Source organism: Flavobacterium oncorhynchi (genome assembly GCF_002217355.1).
Taxonomy (GTDB): domain Bacteria; phylum Bacteroidota; class Bacteroidia; order Flavobacteriales; family Flavobacteriaceae; genus Flavobacterium; species Flavobacterium oncorhynchi.
In genome coordinates this window covers 274,338-290,251 of record NZ_MUHA01000007.1, presented here as the reverse complement: position 1 = coordinate 290,251, position 15,914 = coordinate 274,338, and the positions used below count along the sequence as shown (strand labels likewise).

General features: G+C 30.7%; 13 protein-coding genes and 1 tRNA gene. 10 read left to right on the top strand and 4 right to left on the bottom strand.

Features of this window, described 5'->3' with window-relative positions:
- The first annotated feature begins 1 nt into the window (after window position 1).
- From rnr to B0A75_RS06675, 3 genes are read left to right on the top strand one after another with little or no spacing between them, the layout of a single operon-like run.
- Window positions 2–2,182, top strand: coding sequence for a ribonuclease R (gene rnr / locus B0A75_RS06685; RefSeq protein ID WP_089053523.1), 2,181 nt, complete (start codon window positions 2–4; stop codon window positions 2,180–2,182).
- A 23-nt stretch (window positions 2,183–2,205) separates the two neighbouring features.
- Window positions 2,206–2,874: a head GIN domain-containing protein gene (locus B0A75_RS06680; RefSeq protein ID WP_089053522.1), complete on the top strand. Its 669-nt coding sequence runs from the start codon at window positions 2,206–2,208 to the stop codon at window positions 2,872–2,874.
- A 6-nt stretch (window positions 2,875–2,880) separates the two neighbouring features.
- Window positions 2,881–3,558, top strand: a complete 678-nt coding sequence (locus B0A75_RS06675; RefSeq protein WP_089053521.1) for a LysE family translocator — start codon at window positions 2,881–2,883, stop codon at window positions 3,556–3,558.
- Window positions 3,559–3,835: 277 nt separating this feature from the next.
- Here B0A75_RS06675 and B0A75_RS20490 read toward each other — a convergent pair.
- Window positions 3,836–3,906 (bottom strand) — tRNA-Cys (locus tag B0A75_RS20490).
- Window positions 3,907–4,000: 94 nt separating this feature from the next.
- Complete coding sequence (folB, locus tag B0A75_RS06670) at window positions 4,001–4,360, bottom strand: dihydroneopterin aldolase (RefSeq protein WP_089053520.1); 360 nt, start codon at window positions 4,358–4,360, stop codon at window positions 4,001–4,003.
- Window positions 4,361–4,467: 107 nt separating this feature from the next.
- On the opposite strand from folB, the gene B0A75_RS06665 reads away from it, so the two are divergent.
- The 5 genes from B0A75_RS06665 (at window position 4,468) to B0A75_RS06645 (ending at window position 9,125) form a co-directional block, all read left to right on the top strand.
- The gene (locus B0A75_RS06665) at window positions 4,468–6,585 is read left to right on the top strand and encodes a glutamine--tRNA ligase/YqeY domain fusion protein (protein WP_089053519.1); all 2,118 of its coding nucleotides are present in this window, start codon (window positions 4,468–4,470) and stop codon (window positions 6,583–6,585) included.
- 894 nt (window positions 6,586–7,479) lie between these two features.
- On the top strand, window positions 7,480–7,962 hold the full coding sequence (locus B0A75_RS06660) for a hypothetical protein (RefSeq protein ID WP_089053518.1): 483 nt from the start codon (window positions 7,480–7,482) through the stop codon (window positions 7,960–7,962).
- A 91-nt stretch (window positions 7,963–8,053) separates the two neighbouring features.
- Window positions 8,054–8,380 (top strand): YtxH domain-containing protein, encoded by a 327-nt coding sequence (locus tag B0A75_RS06655; RefSeq protein WP_089053517.1) that lies wholly within the window; start codon window positions 8,054–8,056, stop codon window positions 8,378–8,380.
- A 136-nt stretch (window positions 8,381–8,516) separates the two neighbouring features.
- Window positions 8,517–8,867: a competence protein gene (locus B0A75_RS06650; RefSeq protein ID WP_089053516.1), complete on the top strand. Its 351-nt coding sequence runs from the start codon at window positions 8,517–8,519 to the stop codon at window positions 8,865–8,867.
- A gap of 3 nt (window positions 8,868–8,870) precedes the next feature.
- Window positions 8,871–9,125, top strand: coding sequence for a DUF6327 family protein (locus B0A75_RS06645; protein WP_089053515.1), 255 nt, complete (start codon window positions 8,871–8,873; stop codon window positions 9,123–9,125).
- 22 nt (window positions 9,126–9,147) lie between these two features.
- Here the strand turns inward: B0A75_RS06645 and B0A75_RS06640 are convergent, their stop codons facing one another.
- Complete coding sequence (locus B0A75_RS06640; protein ID WP_089053514.1) at window positions 9,148–10,128, bottom strand: SPFH domain-containing protein; 981 nt, start codon at window positions 10,126–10,128, stop codon at window positions 9,148–9,150.
- A gap of 132 nt (window positions 10,129–10,260) precedes the next feature.
- Window positions 10,261–11,766 (bottom strand): glutamate--tRNA ligase, encoded by a 1,506-nt coding sequence (gene gltX, locus B0A75_RS06635; RefSeq protein WP_089053513.1) that lies wholly within the window; start codon window positions 11,764–11,766, stop codon window positions 10,261–10,263.
- A 161-nt stretch (window positions 11,767–11,927) separates the two neighbouring features.
- Here gltX and B0A75_RS06630 point away from each other — a divergent pair, with 161 nt between their 5' ends.
- Together B0A75_RS06630 and ybeY are read left to right on the top strand one after the other, a co-directional pair.
- Window positions 11,928–15,317: a DUF4175 family protein gene (locus B0A75_RS06630; protein WP_089053512.1), complete on the top strand. Its 3,390-nt coding sequence runs from the start codon at window positions 11,928–11,930 to the stop codon at window positions 15,315–15,317.
- Window positions 15,314–15,733 carry an rRNA maturation RNase YbeY gene (gene ybeY, locus B0A75_RS06625; RefSeq protein WP_089053511.1) on the top strand — a complete coding sequence of 140 codons (420 nt, stop codon included), beginning with the start codon at window positions 15,314–15,316 and terminating at the stop codon, window positions 15,731–15,733. The genes B0A75_RS06630 and ybeY overlap by 4 nt, the downstream gene beginning before the upstream one ends.
- Window positions 15,734–15,914 lie beyond the last annotated feature (181 nt).

Here is a 15,914-nt window from a genome sequence, read left to right as displayed (position 1 = left end):
TATGAGTAAGAAAATTAGAAAGCCGATAAAAAATGAGAAGGATTTCTCTGGAAAAATAATAAAAATTTTATCGCAAAGCCCTAATAAACCATTCAATTATAAGCAAATAGGAGCAAAGCTCGAACTTGACGATACTAAAAGCAGAAATCAAATTATTAAGGATTTGAAAATTCTCGCTGCTTCAAAAAAGATTATAGAATCTGAACCTGGTAAGTATTTAATAAAAGCAATCAGTCAGGATTATTACGAAGGAACAATTGATATGACGAGCAGAAAAACGGCTTATTTTATTTGTCCTGATTTTGCAGAAGATGTTTTTATCCCGACAAATAATTTAAATCGTGCTTTAGATAAAGACAAAGTTAAAGTCTATGTTTATAATAGAAGAAAAGGAAAAAGACCTGAAGGTGAAGTAATTGAAGTTTTAGAAAGAGATAAAACAGAGTTTGTTGGAGTTATTGATATTCAGGCAAATTTTGCTTTTGTTTCGACTGCAAACCCAAAAATGTATACCGATATTTTTATTCCAAAAGATAAAATAGGTGAAGCTGAAAATGGAGATGTAGTTTTAGTAAAAATAGAAGATTGGCCAAAAAGAGCCGATAGTCCGTTTGGATCTGTAATTAGAGTTTTAGGAAAACCTGGAGAACACAATACAGAGATTCATGCTATTTTAGCCGAATACGGTTTACCAGCAGATTTTCCGGTAGAAGTAGAGGTTTATGCACAAAAATTAGATACCTCAATTCAGGAATCTGAAATAGCAAAACGTCGTGATATGCGTGATACACTTACGTACACGATAGATCCAAAAGATGCAAAAGATTTTGATGATGCATTGTCTTTCAAAAAGTTAGAAAATGGAAATTTTGAAATAGGTATTCACATTGCCGATGTTTCGTATTATCTTGAAGAAGGAACAATCTTAGATGATGAAGCTTATCAAAGAGCAACTTCGGTTTATTTAGTAGATAGAGTAGTGCCAATGCTTCCTGAAGTTTTGTCTAATTTCGCTTGTTCACTTCGCCCAAATGAAGAGAAATATACATTCTCTGCTGTTTTTGAAATTTCTCCAAATGCACAAGTTATTAACCAATGGTTTGGTAGAACTGTAATCTATTCAGATCAGCGTTTTGCCTATGAAGAAGCACAATATATCATTGAAACAAAAGACAATACTATTCCAGTTGATATTTCTATAACTGGAGATTCTTATGTAGTTTCAGATGAAATTGTAGAAGCGACTTTAAAATTAGATGAATTAGCGAAGATTTTGAGAAAGAAAAGAATGCAAAATGGTGCTATTTCTTTTGATAAAGTTGAAGTAAAATTTAATCTTGATGCAGAAGGAGAACCAGAAGGAGTTTACTTTAAAGTTTCAAAAGATGCCAATCATTTGATTGAAGAATTCATGCTTTTAGCCAATAGAAAAGTGGCTGAATACATTGGAAAACAAAAGAAAACGTTTGTTTATCGTATTCACGATGAACCAAACGAAGATAAATTAATTGCAATGCAAGGTGTAATTGCTAAGTTTGGTTATAAAATAGATTTCCGTAACAAAGGCGATATTTCGAAATCATTGAATGCTTTGATGGAAGAAGTAAATGGTAAAAAAGAACAAAACTTAATTGATACTCTTGCGATTAGAAGTATGAGTAAAGCCAAATATTCAACAGATAATATTGGTCATTATGGTTTAGCATTTGATTATTACAGTCATTTTACATCGCCAATTCGTCGTTATCCTGACGTTATGGTACATCGTTTGCTGCAGTATTATCTAGATGGAGGAGCTTCTGTAGATGAAGAAACTTATGAAACTAAATGTTTACATTGTTCAAATATGGAAGGTTTAGCTACAAATGCTGAACGTGACAGTATTAAATACATGCAGGTTAAATACATGCAGGATCATCAAGACGAAGAATTCCTTGGCGTTATTTCTGGTGTTACTGAATGGGGAATTTATGTTGAAATCGTTTCTAACAAGTGCGAAGGAATGGTAAGAATCAGAGAAATAAAAGATGATTACTATACTTTTGATGAAAAACAATATGCTTTAGTTGGAGCTACTTCAAACAGCATTTTACAATTAGGAGACGAAATTTATGTTAAAGTAAAAAATGCCGATTTAGTTAAAAAACAACTGGATTTTCATTTTTTACGAAGAGCTGAATAAATATTAATTAAAAAAATAAAAGTATGAGAAAGCTAATTATTGGAGCAGCAATTTTATTTGTACAAATGTCTTTTGGTCAAGTTACTAAAGAACTGGGAGATTTCGATTCGGTTAAAGTTTTTGATAAATTAAGTGTTAAATTAGTTCCATCTTCTGAAAACAAAATTGTTATTAAAGGAGCAAGAGAAGCAGAGGTTGAAGTTGTTAACAAGAAAGGTTTATTAAAATTAAGAATGCCTTTTCCTAAACTATTATCTGGTGATGATCTTGATATTACTTTGTATTACAGAAACATAGAACTTATTGATGTCAATGAAGGAGCTTATGTTTCAAGTAAAGATCCTATAAAAGCAACTGTTTTTAAAGTGAGTGCTCAGGAAGGCGGAAAAATAAATGTTGATTTAGATGTTGATAAACTTAATGTAAGCTCAGTTTCAGGAGGTTCAATAACATTAACTGGTAAAGCTTCCAATCAAGATGCAAGTCTTGGAGCAGGCGGTTATTTGCTGGCAAGTAAATTAGCCACTTCTCAGACGAAAGTAAGCGTTTCTGCGGGAGGAAAAGCAGATGTTAATGCATCAACCCTTGTCGATGCAAAAGTGAGCGCAGGAGGCTCTATTTACATTTATGGAAAACCAAAGCAAATTAACCAAAAAACGGTTTTTGGTGGTAAAATTGAAGAAGTAAAATAATTTTTGATGATAAATGATATTCTGGCTGGACTGCCATGGGGACTTGTTCTAAGCTTTATGGTAGGTCCGGTATTTTTTGTTTTATTAGAAACCAGCATTACAAAAGGATTTAGAGCTGCAATTGTATTTGATTTTGGAGTGGTATTGGGTGATATATTTTTTATTGCCATTGCCTATTTAGGAAGTTACAGACTGATTTCAAGTTTAAAAGACAAGCCGGCACTTTTTATTTTTGGAGGCATAATTATGCTTTCCTATGGTATTATTTCTTTTGTAAAACTGAAGAAGGAAGAAAAAATTAATGATGAAGAAATTGATCGAGATATCTTAAAAAGAAACTACGGAAGTTTGTTTGTAAAAGGATTTTTATTGAACGTTATTAATATAGGAGTTCTTGGTTTTTGGCTTGCAGTTATTATTTCTGTAGGACCAAAATTAGAAATGCAAAATTCAAGAATGTTTACTTTTTTTGCCTCTGTAATTATTACTTATTTGTTAGTTGACTGCATTAAAATACTATTAGCCAAACAATTAAAATCTAAAATGACACCGACTAATATTCTAAAAATTAAAAAAGGAATTAGTGTAGTTTTGATGGTTTTTGGTTTTGTTTTAATGATCCAGGGATGGTTTCCAAAAGAAAAAGAAATGGTTAAAAATGCTTTTGAGAATATTGAAAAGTAGTTTGTTAATAACCCAAAATTATAAAATTAAGCCTCTGAAATTCAGAGGCTTTTTTTTATGTTTATAATGTTCGTCTGTAATTTTGTCAAAGTTTAAAACTTTGACAAAGTTGACAACAGTTTGTCATTTCGACGAAGGAGAAATCTTCGCAACTAACTCCGTAGTAATTGTCAAATCTTGGTAGAGCTTCTTGTGGAGATTTCTCCTTCGTCGAAATGACAAGATTGTGGAAAGTTTAGGCATAAAAAAAAGAGATACAGAAATGTATCTCTTTTTGAGGCATCGTCCGGATTCGAACCGGAGTAGGAGCTTTTGCAGAGCCCAGCCTAGCCGCTCGGCCACGACGCCATTACTTGAACGGATGGCAAAAGTAACTAAAATCTTTAAATTTCAAAAGTTTAATGTAAACTATTTTAAAAAATTAGATTTTAAGCAAAAGGAATTACTTTCTTTTTTCGGTCATTTTAATGGTAACTGTTTCAACATCACCGCCAATAGGAGGATTTACTTTTGAAACCCAAACAGTCGTTTTTTCTACAGATTCAATTTCTGCCAGTACACGAATTATGATTCTTTTAGCAACATGTTCTAATAAATGAGAACGAATTGCCATTTCTTCAGCAACAATTTTATTCAAATGAACATAATCAACCGTGTCAGCAAGATGATCGCTTTGTGCTGATTGTTGTAAATTTGCTTTAATTTTTAGATCAACAATATAATCTGATCCTATTTTTCCTTCTTCAATTAAACATCCGTGGTAAGAAAAAGTACGGATATTTTTCAGTTTTATAACTCCCATTTTTTTATTGTTTCACGTTTAAAGTTTCAGGTTTTGTGCTACTTAAACAACTTTAAACCTGAAACCTGAAACCTTTTTTTTATCTTTGCTAAAATTACTATAAAATAATGGCATCAGAAGAGAAATCACTCAATTTTATTGAACAAATCATAGAGGAAGATCTAAAATCAGGTCTTTCACAAAGTAAACTTCATTTTCGTTTTCCACCAGAACCAAATGGTTATTTACACATTGGACATGCAAGTTCTATTGCATTAAATTTTGGTTTAGGAATTGATTATCAGTCTCCTGTAAATTTACGTTTTGACGATACAAACCCTGAAAAAGAAGAACAGGAATTTGTTGATGCTATTAAAAAAGATGTTGAATGGCTGGGTTACAAATGGGCTGAAGAACGTTATGCTTCTGATTACTTTCAACAATTATACGATTGGGCAGTTTTATTAATTAAAAAAGATAAAGCCTATGTTGATAGTCAGTCTTCTGAAGATATGGCTATTCAAAAAGGAACTCCATCTACAGTTGGAACAGATAGTCCGTACAGAAATCGTTCTGTTGAAGAAAACTTAGATTTATTCGAAAGAATGAAAAACGGTGAATTTGAGGCTGGTACACATATTCTTCGTGCTAAAATTGACATGAAATCGACTAATATGTTGATGCGTGATCCTATTATGTACAGAATTTTACACAAGCATCATCATAGAACCGGCGATGCTTGGAAAATTTATCCAATGTACGATTGGGCGCACGGACAAAGTGATTATTTAGAAGAAATCTCACACTCATTTTGTACGCTTGAATTTTTGCCTCACCGTGAATTATACGATTGGTTTTTAGATCAAATTTTAGACGAAAATAAACTGCGTCCGAAACAAAGAGAATTCGCAAGACGTAATTTATCACATACTGTTGTTAGTAAAAGAAAATTACAGCAACTAGTTAAAGAAAAGCATGTTAACGGTTGGGATGATCCTAGAATGTCAACTATTTCAGGACTTAGAAGACGTGGTTATACAGCTACATCTTTACGTCATTTTGCTAATACAATTGGTATTGCAAAACGCGATAATTTAATAAATGTATCGGTTTTAGAATTTTGTATTCGTGAAGATTTGAACAAAATTGCACCTCGTGTAATGGCTGTTTTAGATCCTGTAAAATTGGTAATTACAAATTATCCTGAAGGAAAAGAAGAGTGGTTGGAAGCTGAAAATAATCAGGAAGATGAAAATGCAGGTTTTAGAAAAGTACCTTTTTCTCGCGAATTATATATCGAAAGAGAAGACTTTTTAGAAGAAGCTCCATCTAAATATTTCCGTTTGACTTTAGGAAAAGAAGTACGTCTAAAAAATGCGTATATCATTAAAGGTGAATCTGTTGTAAAAGATTCTGAAGGTAATATTACAGAGATTCATGTTACTTATGATACTGATTCTTTAAGTGGAAGCGGGACAGAAGCAAGTCAAAGAAAAGTGTCTGGAACATTGCATTGGGTTTCTATCCCTCATGCTGTTGAAGCAGAAGTTCGTTTGTACGATCGTTTGTTTACAGATGAAGCTCCAGACAGTTATAAAGAGAAAAATTTCTTAGATTTTGTGAATCCAAATTCATTAGAAATTGTAACTGGATTTGTTGAACCAAGTTTAGCAACCGCTAAAAATGAAGACAAATTTCAGTTTCAACGTTTAGGATATTTTACTGTTGATAAAGATTCAACTGCTTCAAAATTAGTGTTTAACAAGACTGTAGGATTGAAAGATGCTTGGGAAGAAAAAGGTAAAAAAGAAGAAAACAGCATTAATAATTCTTTAAAAGATATTAATAAATATTTTAAATTAGAAAATTTAGCTGAACGTTTGGCAATTCGAGATGCAATAGGCGAGAACATAGCAGCTATTTCAAGTTTTTCACTTTTGCAGAATTCATTAAAAAAGAATATCAACAATAATAAGGCTTCATTGTTGTTTGCTCTATTTATTTTGAAATATTCAAATTGGAAATCTTCGGATTTTGAAGAAGAGGATATTAAAAAGTTATATACTATGTCTTTAAGAAGTGAATCAACTTATGTTAGATATAGAGCTCTTTTAAATTTAAAAAATATTGAAAACGAAAATTTAAGAAATCAGTTTGAAGACCAAATTTCAAAACTGCATTCAAATCCTCCAAAAAATGCATCGGAAAAAGAAATCGAAATTCTTGCCGAGATGATAAAAAAATAATATAACTACAATCTATTAGAAAGCGCTTTTTATAAGCGCTTTTTTTATTATTTATTTTTTCTATTGATAATTAATATTTTATAACTTTTATAAATTAAAAATGACTTTCATAAATTAATTTTGAGACATTTTTTCATTTCTTCCATGTTAATTATCCTATTTTTAAAAACAGTAAAACAGAAGGCTTTATTTTAATTTTTGATTTTATTTTATGTCTTTTTAGATTTTTTTAAGTACAAAATGTTTTTGAAATTGAAATTTACTTTTTTAAGAAAAATTATATTTAGTCTTTTGCAAGTTTTATCAATTTCTAAACTACTGTTTTTGTAATATCAATTTTAATTATTTTAATTTTATTATTCAATGTTTTTAATTATTATATATTTTATTTATTGATTTTTTAAATTTAATAGATAAATATAAGTAAAAATGACTTTAATAAATTAATTTTAAGACTTGTTTTTATCTTTTTAATGTTATTAATTATCTTTTTATTTATTGTTGTTCTACGATCTTTATTTTAATTTTTAGCGTAATTTTTCTTAGTTTAACGGGTTGTTAACACACAATTGTTTATAAAGTTGCTATTTTTATAAAAAGCTCAAGTATGAAATTTTAGAATTTCAAAAATTGACGTTTTAAGAATCGAATTGGAGTTTTTCTAAAATTTAAAAATTTTCATTTTTAGTTTTAGAGTTAATTCTAAACCTGAATTTTAAAAATTGATTTTATGGTCAGTTTATAGTTGTAATTTGTTTTTGATAATACGTTTACGATGTAAGTATTTTTTGAAGGCATTTATAATTTGTAAATTTCATGAAGTTAGTTTTACACGTATCGAAATTTTGATTTTCATTTTGAACTAAGAATTTTAATCCTTAAATTTTAAATGTTATGAAAAATTTATTTTTTACATTATCAGCAGTTTTATTTGCAAACATTGCAATTTCGCAAACACATCAAATTACAAAACACAATGGTGAGCAACTTGATGTAAATTTTATTAAAAACGAAAATGGTCTAATTTATTATTCTTTAAACGGAAGTTCTGAAGAAGTTAAAATTAGTAAGTATGCTGTTTCTCAATTAACCAATAAACAAACGAATCAAACACAAAAAATATCAGATAAAATAATCGTAGATTCAAAAGATGATTACAAAATGGTAACAGTTCTGCCTCAAGAAAAGACAATAGGACTGAAAGAAGTGGCTTCATTCACTGGTGTCTCGACAAGGACAAAAGGAGAACCGCCAATTGCTAATAAGAATCAAACTGCTATGAGAATTAAAAGTAAGTCGGCTTCAAATGGATATCCGTTTGTAAGTATTGTTGAGAAAGGAAATGGTAAATATGAAGCAGTAGCTTACGCGTATTAATTTTAGTGTTAAATTTTAGTAAATATCATTTGTTCAATAATTTATATTTTAAAAAAAGAGTACCTTTATTAATCACTTAAATTTTATTATTATGTCAAAGAACTTAAATACAGTAGCAGCTATCTTGGCTGGTGCAGCTGCTGGTGCAGCAATCGGAATATTATTTGCTCCAGATAAAGGATCAAAAACACGCGCAAAATTAAAAGAAGGTTTAGATGATGCCAGGCATAATTTAAAAGATTCTATTTCAGCTAGTTCTGAGGTATTGCGCGAAAAGTTTGCTCATGCAAAAGGTAATCTTGACGGAACTTATGATGAGTTACTTTCGAATATGAGTTATAAAACAGAGGAAGTAATTACTTTTTTAGAATCTAAACTTGCTGATTTAAAAGCGCATAATGCGAAACTTCAGAAATAATATTTAAGGAGCACAAAGTTCACTTGGATTTTTATAATTGTATTTTGGTTTATTTTACTTAATTTTAAGTAGCAGCTAAATACAGTTTTTTTCAAAGTGTATTTTGTGCTTCTTTTTTTTAATTAAAACTACAATTATGGCTTTTGAAGAATTAAAGGAAAATACAGAAAAGATTCAGGATCAGGCTAAAGTTTATATTGATAGTCATTTAGCATATTATAAACTCTGGGGTTTTAAAGTTGCAATGAAATCAACTACTTTAATTTTTAAGTTTACATTGATTTTATTGTGTTTTAGTATGGTTTTGCTTTTTGGATCTTTTGCTGCAGCTTATGCTTTTGGTGCTTTATTCGGAAGTATTGCTTTAGGATTCTTAGCAGTAGGAGGGATCTATTTGGTATTTACAGTTTTACTTTTCTTTGTAAAAGATAAATTTGTAGAGGGACCAATTTTAGAGAAATTTTCAGAAATCTTTTTTAATGAATAAGTTATGGAAACAAAAAAGTACTCTTCATACGCTGAAATCGACAGAGATTTAGAAATTTTAAAATTAGAAAAAGATATTAATTATCAAAAGTTAGTTTTAAATGTTCAAAAAACAAAAGAAAGTATAACACCGCAAAATATTGTAAACGGTTTTATTTCATCATACACAGATTATTTTTCAAATTCTTATACCAAGATACTTCAATCTGTTTTACCGTACATAATAGGTTGGTTTATAAATAGAAAAAGAGGCAATTAAGCCTCTTTTTTCTTTTAGTTAGTTATTTAACTTCAGGTTGGATATCATCTTCATAACCAGATTGTGGTTGAATTGGTTTTGGTTTCTCTATCTTTTTATTAGTTTTTTTCATCATTTCGCCAACTTGATTTGATGCTGTGAATGAAGCAACCATATTGTTCAACATATCACTTCCTGCTTGTGGTGAATTTGGTAATAATATTAAATTAGAATTAGTATCAGCACCAATAGATTGCAGTGTATCATAATGTTGTGTAACAACAATTAAAGCAGAAGCTTCTTGAGAATTAATACCAACATTGTTTAAAACTTCAACACTTTCTACTAAACCTCTTGCAATTTCACGACGTTGATCTGCAATACCTTGACCTTGTAAACGTTTACTTTCAGCTTCGGCTTTTGCTTTTGCAACAATTCTAATTCTTGAACTTTCAGCTTCAAATTCAGCAGCAGTTTTTTCTCTGTCAGCAGCGTTGATTCTGTTCATAGCATTTTTTACTTGGATATCTGGATCAATATCAGTAACCAATGTATTGATAATATCGTATCCGTAAGTAGTCATTGCTTCGTTTAATTCTCTTTTTACTGCAATTGCGATATCGTCTTTTCTTTCAAAAACATCATCTAATTTTAGTTTAGGAACTTCAGCACGAACAACGTCAAATACATAAGCAGTAATCTGATCGTGAGGATATTCTAGTTTATAAAAAGCATCATATACTTTATCTTGAATTACCTTAAACTGAACCGAAACTTTCATTTTAATAAAAACGTTGTCTTTCGTTTTAGTTTCAATAATAACATCTAACTGTTGAATTTTAAGATTTACACGTCCGGCCAATCTATCAACAACTGGAATTTTTAATTGCAATCCCGAATTTCTCACGCTGTGAAATTTTCCAAATCTCTCGATAACAACTGAACTTTGTTGTTTTACAGTAAAGAAAGACGACATGAAAATGAAGAATGCCAATACTAATAAGATAATAAATGCTGTACTCATGGTTTTTAATTTATGTTTATGATTTTGGGAATTTACGAAAATTCTTCTAAAATATGGTTTTTAAGCATTAAAAAAACGCTAAGAACATTTGTTAGATGTTTCTTAGCGTTTCTATTTTGAATTGAAATTTTATTATAAAGTTTCGATTGCTTTATGAATTCTTGAAATAGTTTCCTCTTTTCCGATGATTTCAACAATGTCAAATAGGTGAGGACCTTTAAGAGCTCCAACTAAACTCAAACGGAAAGGCTGCATAACTTTACCCATTCCAATTTCGTTTTTAGTTAACCAATCTTTTGCAATAGTTTCAATATTTGCGGAAGTAAAATCTTCAATATTTTCTAAAACCGAAATCAATTCCTGCATTAAAGCCGGAGTTTCTTCTTTCCAGTTTTTACTTGCTTTTTCATCATATGATGTTGGAGCCTGGAAAAAGAAATCAGTTAAGTCCCAAAATTCTGAAACAAAGTTTGCTCTTTCTTTGATAAGTGATACAATGCGAGTTGTCACTTCGAGCGGAGTCGAGAAACCTTTTTCTTCTAAAATAGGAGAGAAGCTTTTCGCTAAATCAGCATCATTTTGTTTGATTAAGTATTGATGATTGAACCATTTGTTCTTTTCAGGATCAAATTTTGCTCCTGCTTTATGAACTCTGTTTAAGTCAAAAGCCTCTACTAATTCTTCTAAAGAATATAATTCTTTATCTGTTCCGTCATTCCAACCTAACAAAGCAAGGAAGTTTACAACCGCTTCTGGGAAAAATCCTTTTTCTCTGTAGCCAGATGAAATGCCTTCTTCAGTTTTCCACTCAAGTGGAAACACAGGAAATCCTAATTTGTCACCATCTCTTTTAGATAATTTTCCGTTTCCAACAGGTTTTAAAATTAATGGTAAATGTGCAAATTCCGGAGCATCCCAACCAAAAGCTCTGTATAATAAAACGTGAAGCGGCATCGATGGAAGCCATTCTTCTCCACGAATTACATGAGAAGTTTCCATCAAATGATCATCAACAATATTAGCTAAATGGTAAGTTGGCATTCCGTCACTTTTGAAAAGAACTTTATCATCAAGTAAACTCGTTTCAAATTTTACATCACCACGAATAATATCTTTTAAATGTAAAGTTTCATCGACTGGAGTTTTAAAACGAATTACGTAATGTTCTCCATTTGCAATTCTTTTAGCAGTTTCATCAGCTGAAATTACTAATGATGTATCTAATTTTTCACGGTTTGTATGATTGTAAATAAATGTTTTTCCTTCAGCTTCCTGCTCTTTTCTTAAAGCATCAAGAGCTTCTGGAGTATCAAAAGCATAATATGCCCAACCTGAATTGATCAATTCATCTGCATATTTTTGGTATAATTCTTTACGATCACTTTGTCTGTATGGTCCAAATTTTTCATTTTTTCCAACTGTTTCTTCAGGAGAAATTCCTAACCATTCAAGCGCTTCCATAATGTAAGCTTCCGCACCTGGAACAAAACGAGTCTGATCTGTATCTTCAATTCTCAGATAAAAAACACCGTTATGTTTTTTTGCAAATAAATAATTAAATAGGGCAGTACGAACTCCGCCAATATGTAATGGTCCAGTTGGACTTGGTGCAAAACGCACACGAACTTGCTTTGACATTTGTTTAAATTTTGTTGCAAAGATACGATTCTAATCAGAGAATTAGAAAATGAGTTTAATTAGATAATGTATTGTTTGTAGCTTAATTGACTAATTTTCTCATTGATCATTTTCTAATTAAAATTAGTACTTTTATAGGTTATAAATAAAATAGATTCACATTGAAAACATCATCTGCAATATATCAGAAGTTAGAAGGATTTATAAAGAAATATTATATGAATGAATTGATAAAAGGAGGACTTCTTTTTATTGGTTTCGGTTTATTGTATTTTCTTTTTACCCTTTTTGTTGAGTATTTTCTATGGTTAAAACCTGCAGGAAGAACACTTTTGTTTTGGGTATTTATTGCAGTAGAAGTTTTTCTGTTATTTCGATTTATATTATTTCCAATTTTTAAACTTTTCAAACTTCAAAAAGGGATCGATTATAATCAGGCTTCGGCAATTATTGGAAATCATTTTACTGAAGTTAGTGATAAACTAACGAATTTTTTACAGCTTTCATCCAATGAAAATTCAGCAGAAAGTTCAGAATTAATGCTGGCTTCGATTGAGCAAAAAGCAAATTCATTGCAGCCAATTCCATTTGGAAATGCGATCAATTTTAAATCAAATAAAAAGTATTTACCACTAGCTTTAATTCCGGTTTTACTGTTTGCAGTCTTTTTTGTTTCTGGAAACAGCAATATAATTTCGCAGAGTTTTAATAGAGTAGTGCACTTTAATGCTTCGTTTTTGCCGCCGGCTCCTTTTAAGTTTGTGGTTTTAAACAGTAATCTTCAAACAGAACAAAACAAAGATTTTATTGTAAAAGTTGAAACGGAAGGTAATGTCGTTCCAGAAAATGTGATGATCCATATTGGGAGTGAAAGCTATTTTATGGAATCATCTCAAACAGGAAAGTTTGAATTTAAGATTGAAAAGCCAACAACGGATGTTCAGTTTTCTTTTGAAGGAAATTCAGTTTCATCAAATGATTATGAATTAAAAGTTATTACAGTTCCATCAATTGCGAACTTCGAAATGGTTTTGAATTTTCCGTCGTATTTAAAAAAGAAATCTGAGATAATTCAAGGAACAGGAAATGCAATTGTACCTGAAGGAACCGTTGTAACTTGGAAAATGAAAACCCAATCTACTCAAGAAGTGGTATGGAAAGAAGAAAACTCAATTTTTAAGTTTAATAAAGCTGAAAATGAGTTTAAATTGGCTAAGAATATTAGTCAAAATACAGATTATCAAATCCTTACTTCAAATAATAAGGTTAAAAACTATGAAAAGTTAGATTATCAGCTGTCAGTTATCAAAGATCAGTTTCCAACCATTACAGTTTCGCCTGCTCCTGATAGTTTAAAGCTTGATAAAAGTTATGTTTTAGGAAGATTAGGTGATGATTATGGATTGTCAAAGCTTCAGGTTGTTTATTATGAACATGGAAAACCTAATACTGCCAAACGTGGAACTATTCCTGTAAAGCAAGGAGTGTTTGATCAGTTTGTTTTTAATTTCCCAAGTAATCTTGCTGTGCAGGAGGGAGTATCTTACGAATACTATTTTGAGATTTTTGACAATGATGCACTGCACGGATTTAAGAGCACAAAGTCATCTACGTTTTCAGATCGTGTTTCTACAACTGATGAAATTCACGATGCGGAACTACAGCAGCAAAATGCAAATATTAACAGCTTATCTAAGTCATTAAAGAATCAGCAAAAGCAGTTTTCTGAAATGGATAAACTGAAAACTACAGGTAAAGAAAAGGATAATTTGGAGTTTAAAGATCAGCAAAAGATCAATGATTTTATCAAACGTCAGAAACAGCAAGATGAATTGATGAAGCAATTTGCTGAAAAGATGAATAAAAATCTAGATAAATTTCAATCTGAAAAGAAAGATAAAACTGCCGATGATTTGCAAAAGCGTTTAGACAATGCAGAGAAAGATTTAGAAAAGAATCAAAAATTGATGGATGAGTTGAAGAACCTAAATGATAAATTAAACAGCGAAGAGTTGTTTGATAAGATGGAAAAGTTCAAACAAATCAGTAAGAATCAATCTCGTAATTTAGAACAATTAGTTGAATTAACAAAGCGTTTTTATGTAGAAAAGAAAGCAGAGCAGGTTGCTGAAAAGTTGAATAAGTTGGCCGATAAGCAAGAACAGCTTTCAAATAACAAAGAAAATAACAAAGAGAAACAGGATGAAATTAATAAGTCTTTTGATAAAATTCAAGAAGATTTAAAAGATTTGAAACAAGAAAATAACTCTTTAAAATCTCCTTTGGATATTCCTAAAGACGCATCAAAAGAAAAAGAAGTAGAGAACGATTTGAATAAAGCTTCTGAAGAATTAGGTAAGAAGAATACTGAATCAGCTAAACCTAAACAGAAGAATGCTTCTAAGAAGATGAAGTCTATGGCAGAGCAAATGCAATCTACTATGGAAGCAGGAGAGCAAGAACAATTACAGGAAGATGTTGCAATGCTTCGTCAGATTCTTGACAATCTTTTGGCTTTTTCATTATCTCAAGAAGATGTTATGAAACAGTTTAAATCGATGAAATTAGGTTCTTCGGCCTATACAAAGAACATAAAAATACAGCAAAATTTAAAGCAGCAATTCCGTCATATTGATGATAGTTTGTTTGCATTATCGCTTAGAAACCCAAAAGTTGCTGAAGAGGTTACGAAGGAAATTGGCAATGTGCAGTATAATATGGATAAAGCAATTGAAACTTTAACGGATGTTCAGATTCCAAAAGGTGTTTCACATCAGCAATATTCTGTTTCTTCTGCAAATAAATTAGCTGATTTTTTGAGTGATTTATTGAACAATATGCAAATGTCTATGTCCAAACCAGGAGCAGGAAAGCCTAAACCCGGAGATGGTCAAGGTATGCAGCTGCCTGATATTATTCAAAAGCAAAAAGGTCTTGCTGATAAAATGAAAGATGGAATGAAGCAGGGTAATAAACCAGGTATGAGCCAGCAAGGTGATAATGGAGATGGGAAGGAAGGACAAGGAAAACAAAATCAAAGCAAAGAAGGACAAGGAAAAACAGGACAAGGAAAAGCGGGCGATGGTAAAAGTGGTCAAGGAAACAACAAAGGAGAGAAAGAAAGTAATGATAATGATGGTGAAGGTGATGCTGAAAAAATAATGGAAATATACAAAGAGCAAGTTAAACTTCGTGAAGCATTACAAAAAGAATTAGCAAAACAGGGTTTAGATATGCAAGGTAAATCAGTTATTGATCAGATGAAAGCATCGGAAAAGCAGATTTTGAATAAAGGTTTTAAGAATGAAAACCTGCAGCGTATTTTAAATATTCAACAAGAATTGCTAAAACTAAACAATGCAGTTCAGGAACAAGGACAGGATACAAAGCGACAATCTGAAACAAATAAAGCTGAGTTTTCTAATCGATCAAATGCTTTGCCAAGTTCGTTGACGGATTATTTAAACAGTGTAGAGATATTAAACAGACAATCACTACCTTTGCGCTCGAATTTTAATCAAAAGGTTCAAGAATATTTTAATACAAAATGATCAATTTTAATTACGAAACAGAATTTATTTTAGACAACGAACAAGCCTTTTCTGATTGGTTAAGTGCTGTAATAGTTTCTGAAAATAAAAACGAGGGAGAAATAAATTATATTTTTTGTGATGATGAATATCTTCATAAAATCAATGTAGAGTATTTAGATCACGACACATTAACTGATATTATCAGTTTTGATTATACAGTTGGTAACGAATTGAACGGAGATATATTTGTTTCTGTTGAAAGAGTAGAGGACAATGCCAAAGACTTTAATGTTTCTTTTGAGGAAGAATTGAAAAGAGTTTTAGCTCATGGGATACTACATTATTGTGGGTATAAAGACAAGAGTGATACAGAAGCAGAACTTATGCGTTCTAAAGAAGATGAAAAAATTGCGATGTTTCACGTGGAACAGTAGATAATTTTTCTATTTTCAAATTGTCGACATATGTAAAAACTGTTCCACGTGAAACGGTTTTTAAGTGGTTTTTTAGAAAGTGTTTCACGTGGAACAGATAAGTTGTTTTTAAAAAACTGACATTTTTTTTTAAAATGTTTCACGTGAAACATTTTAAAATTTGATTTAATTTTTTTGTGAA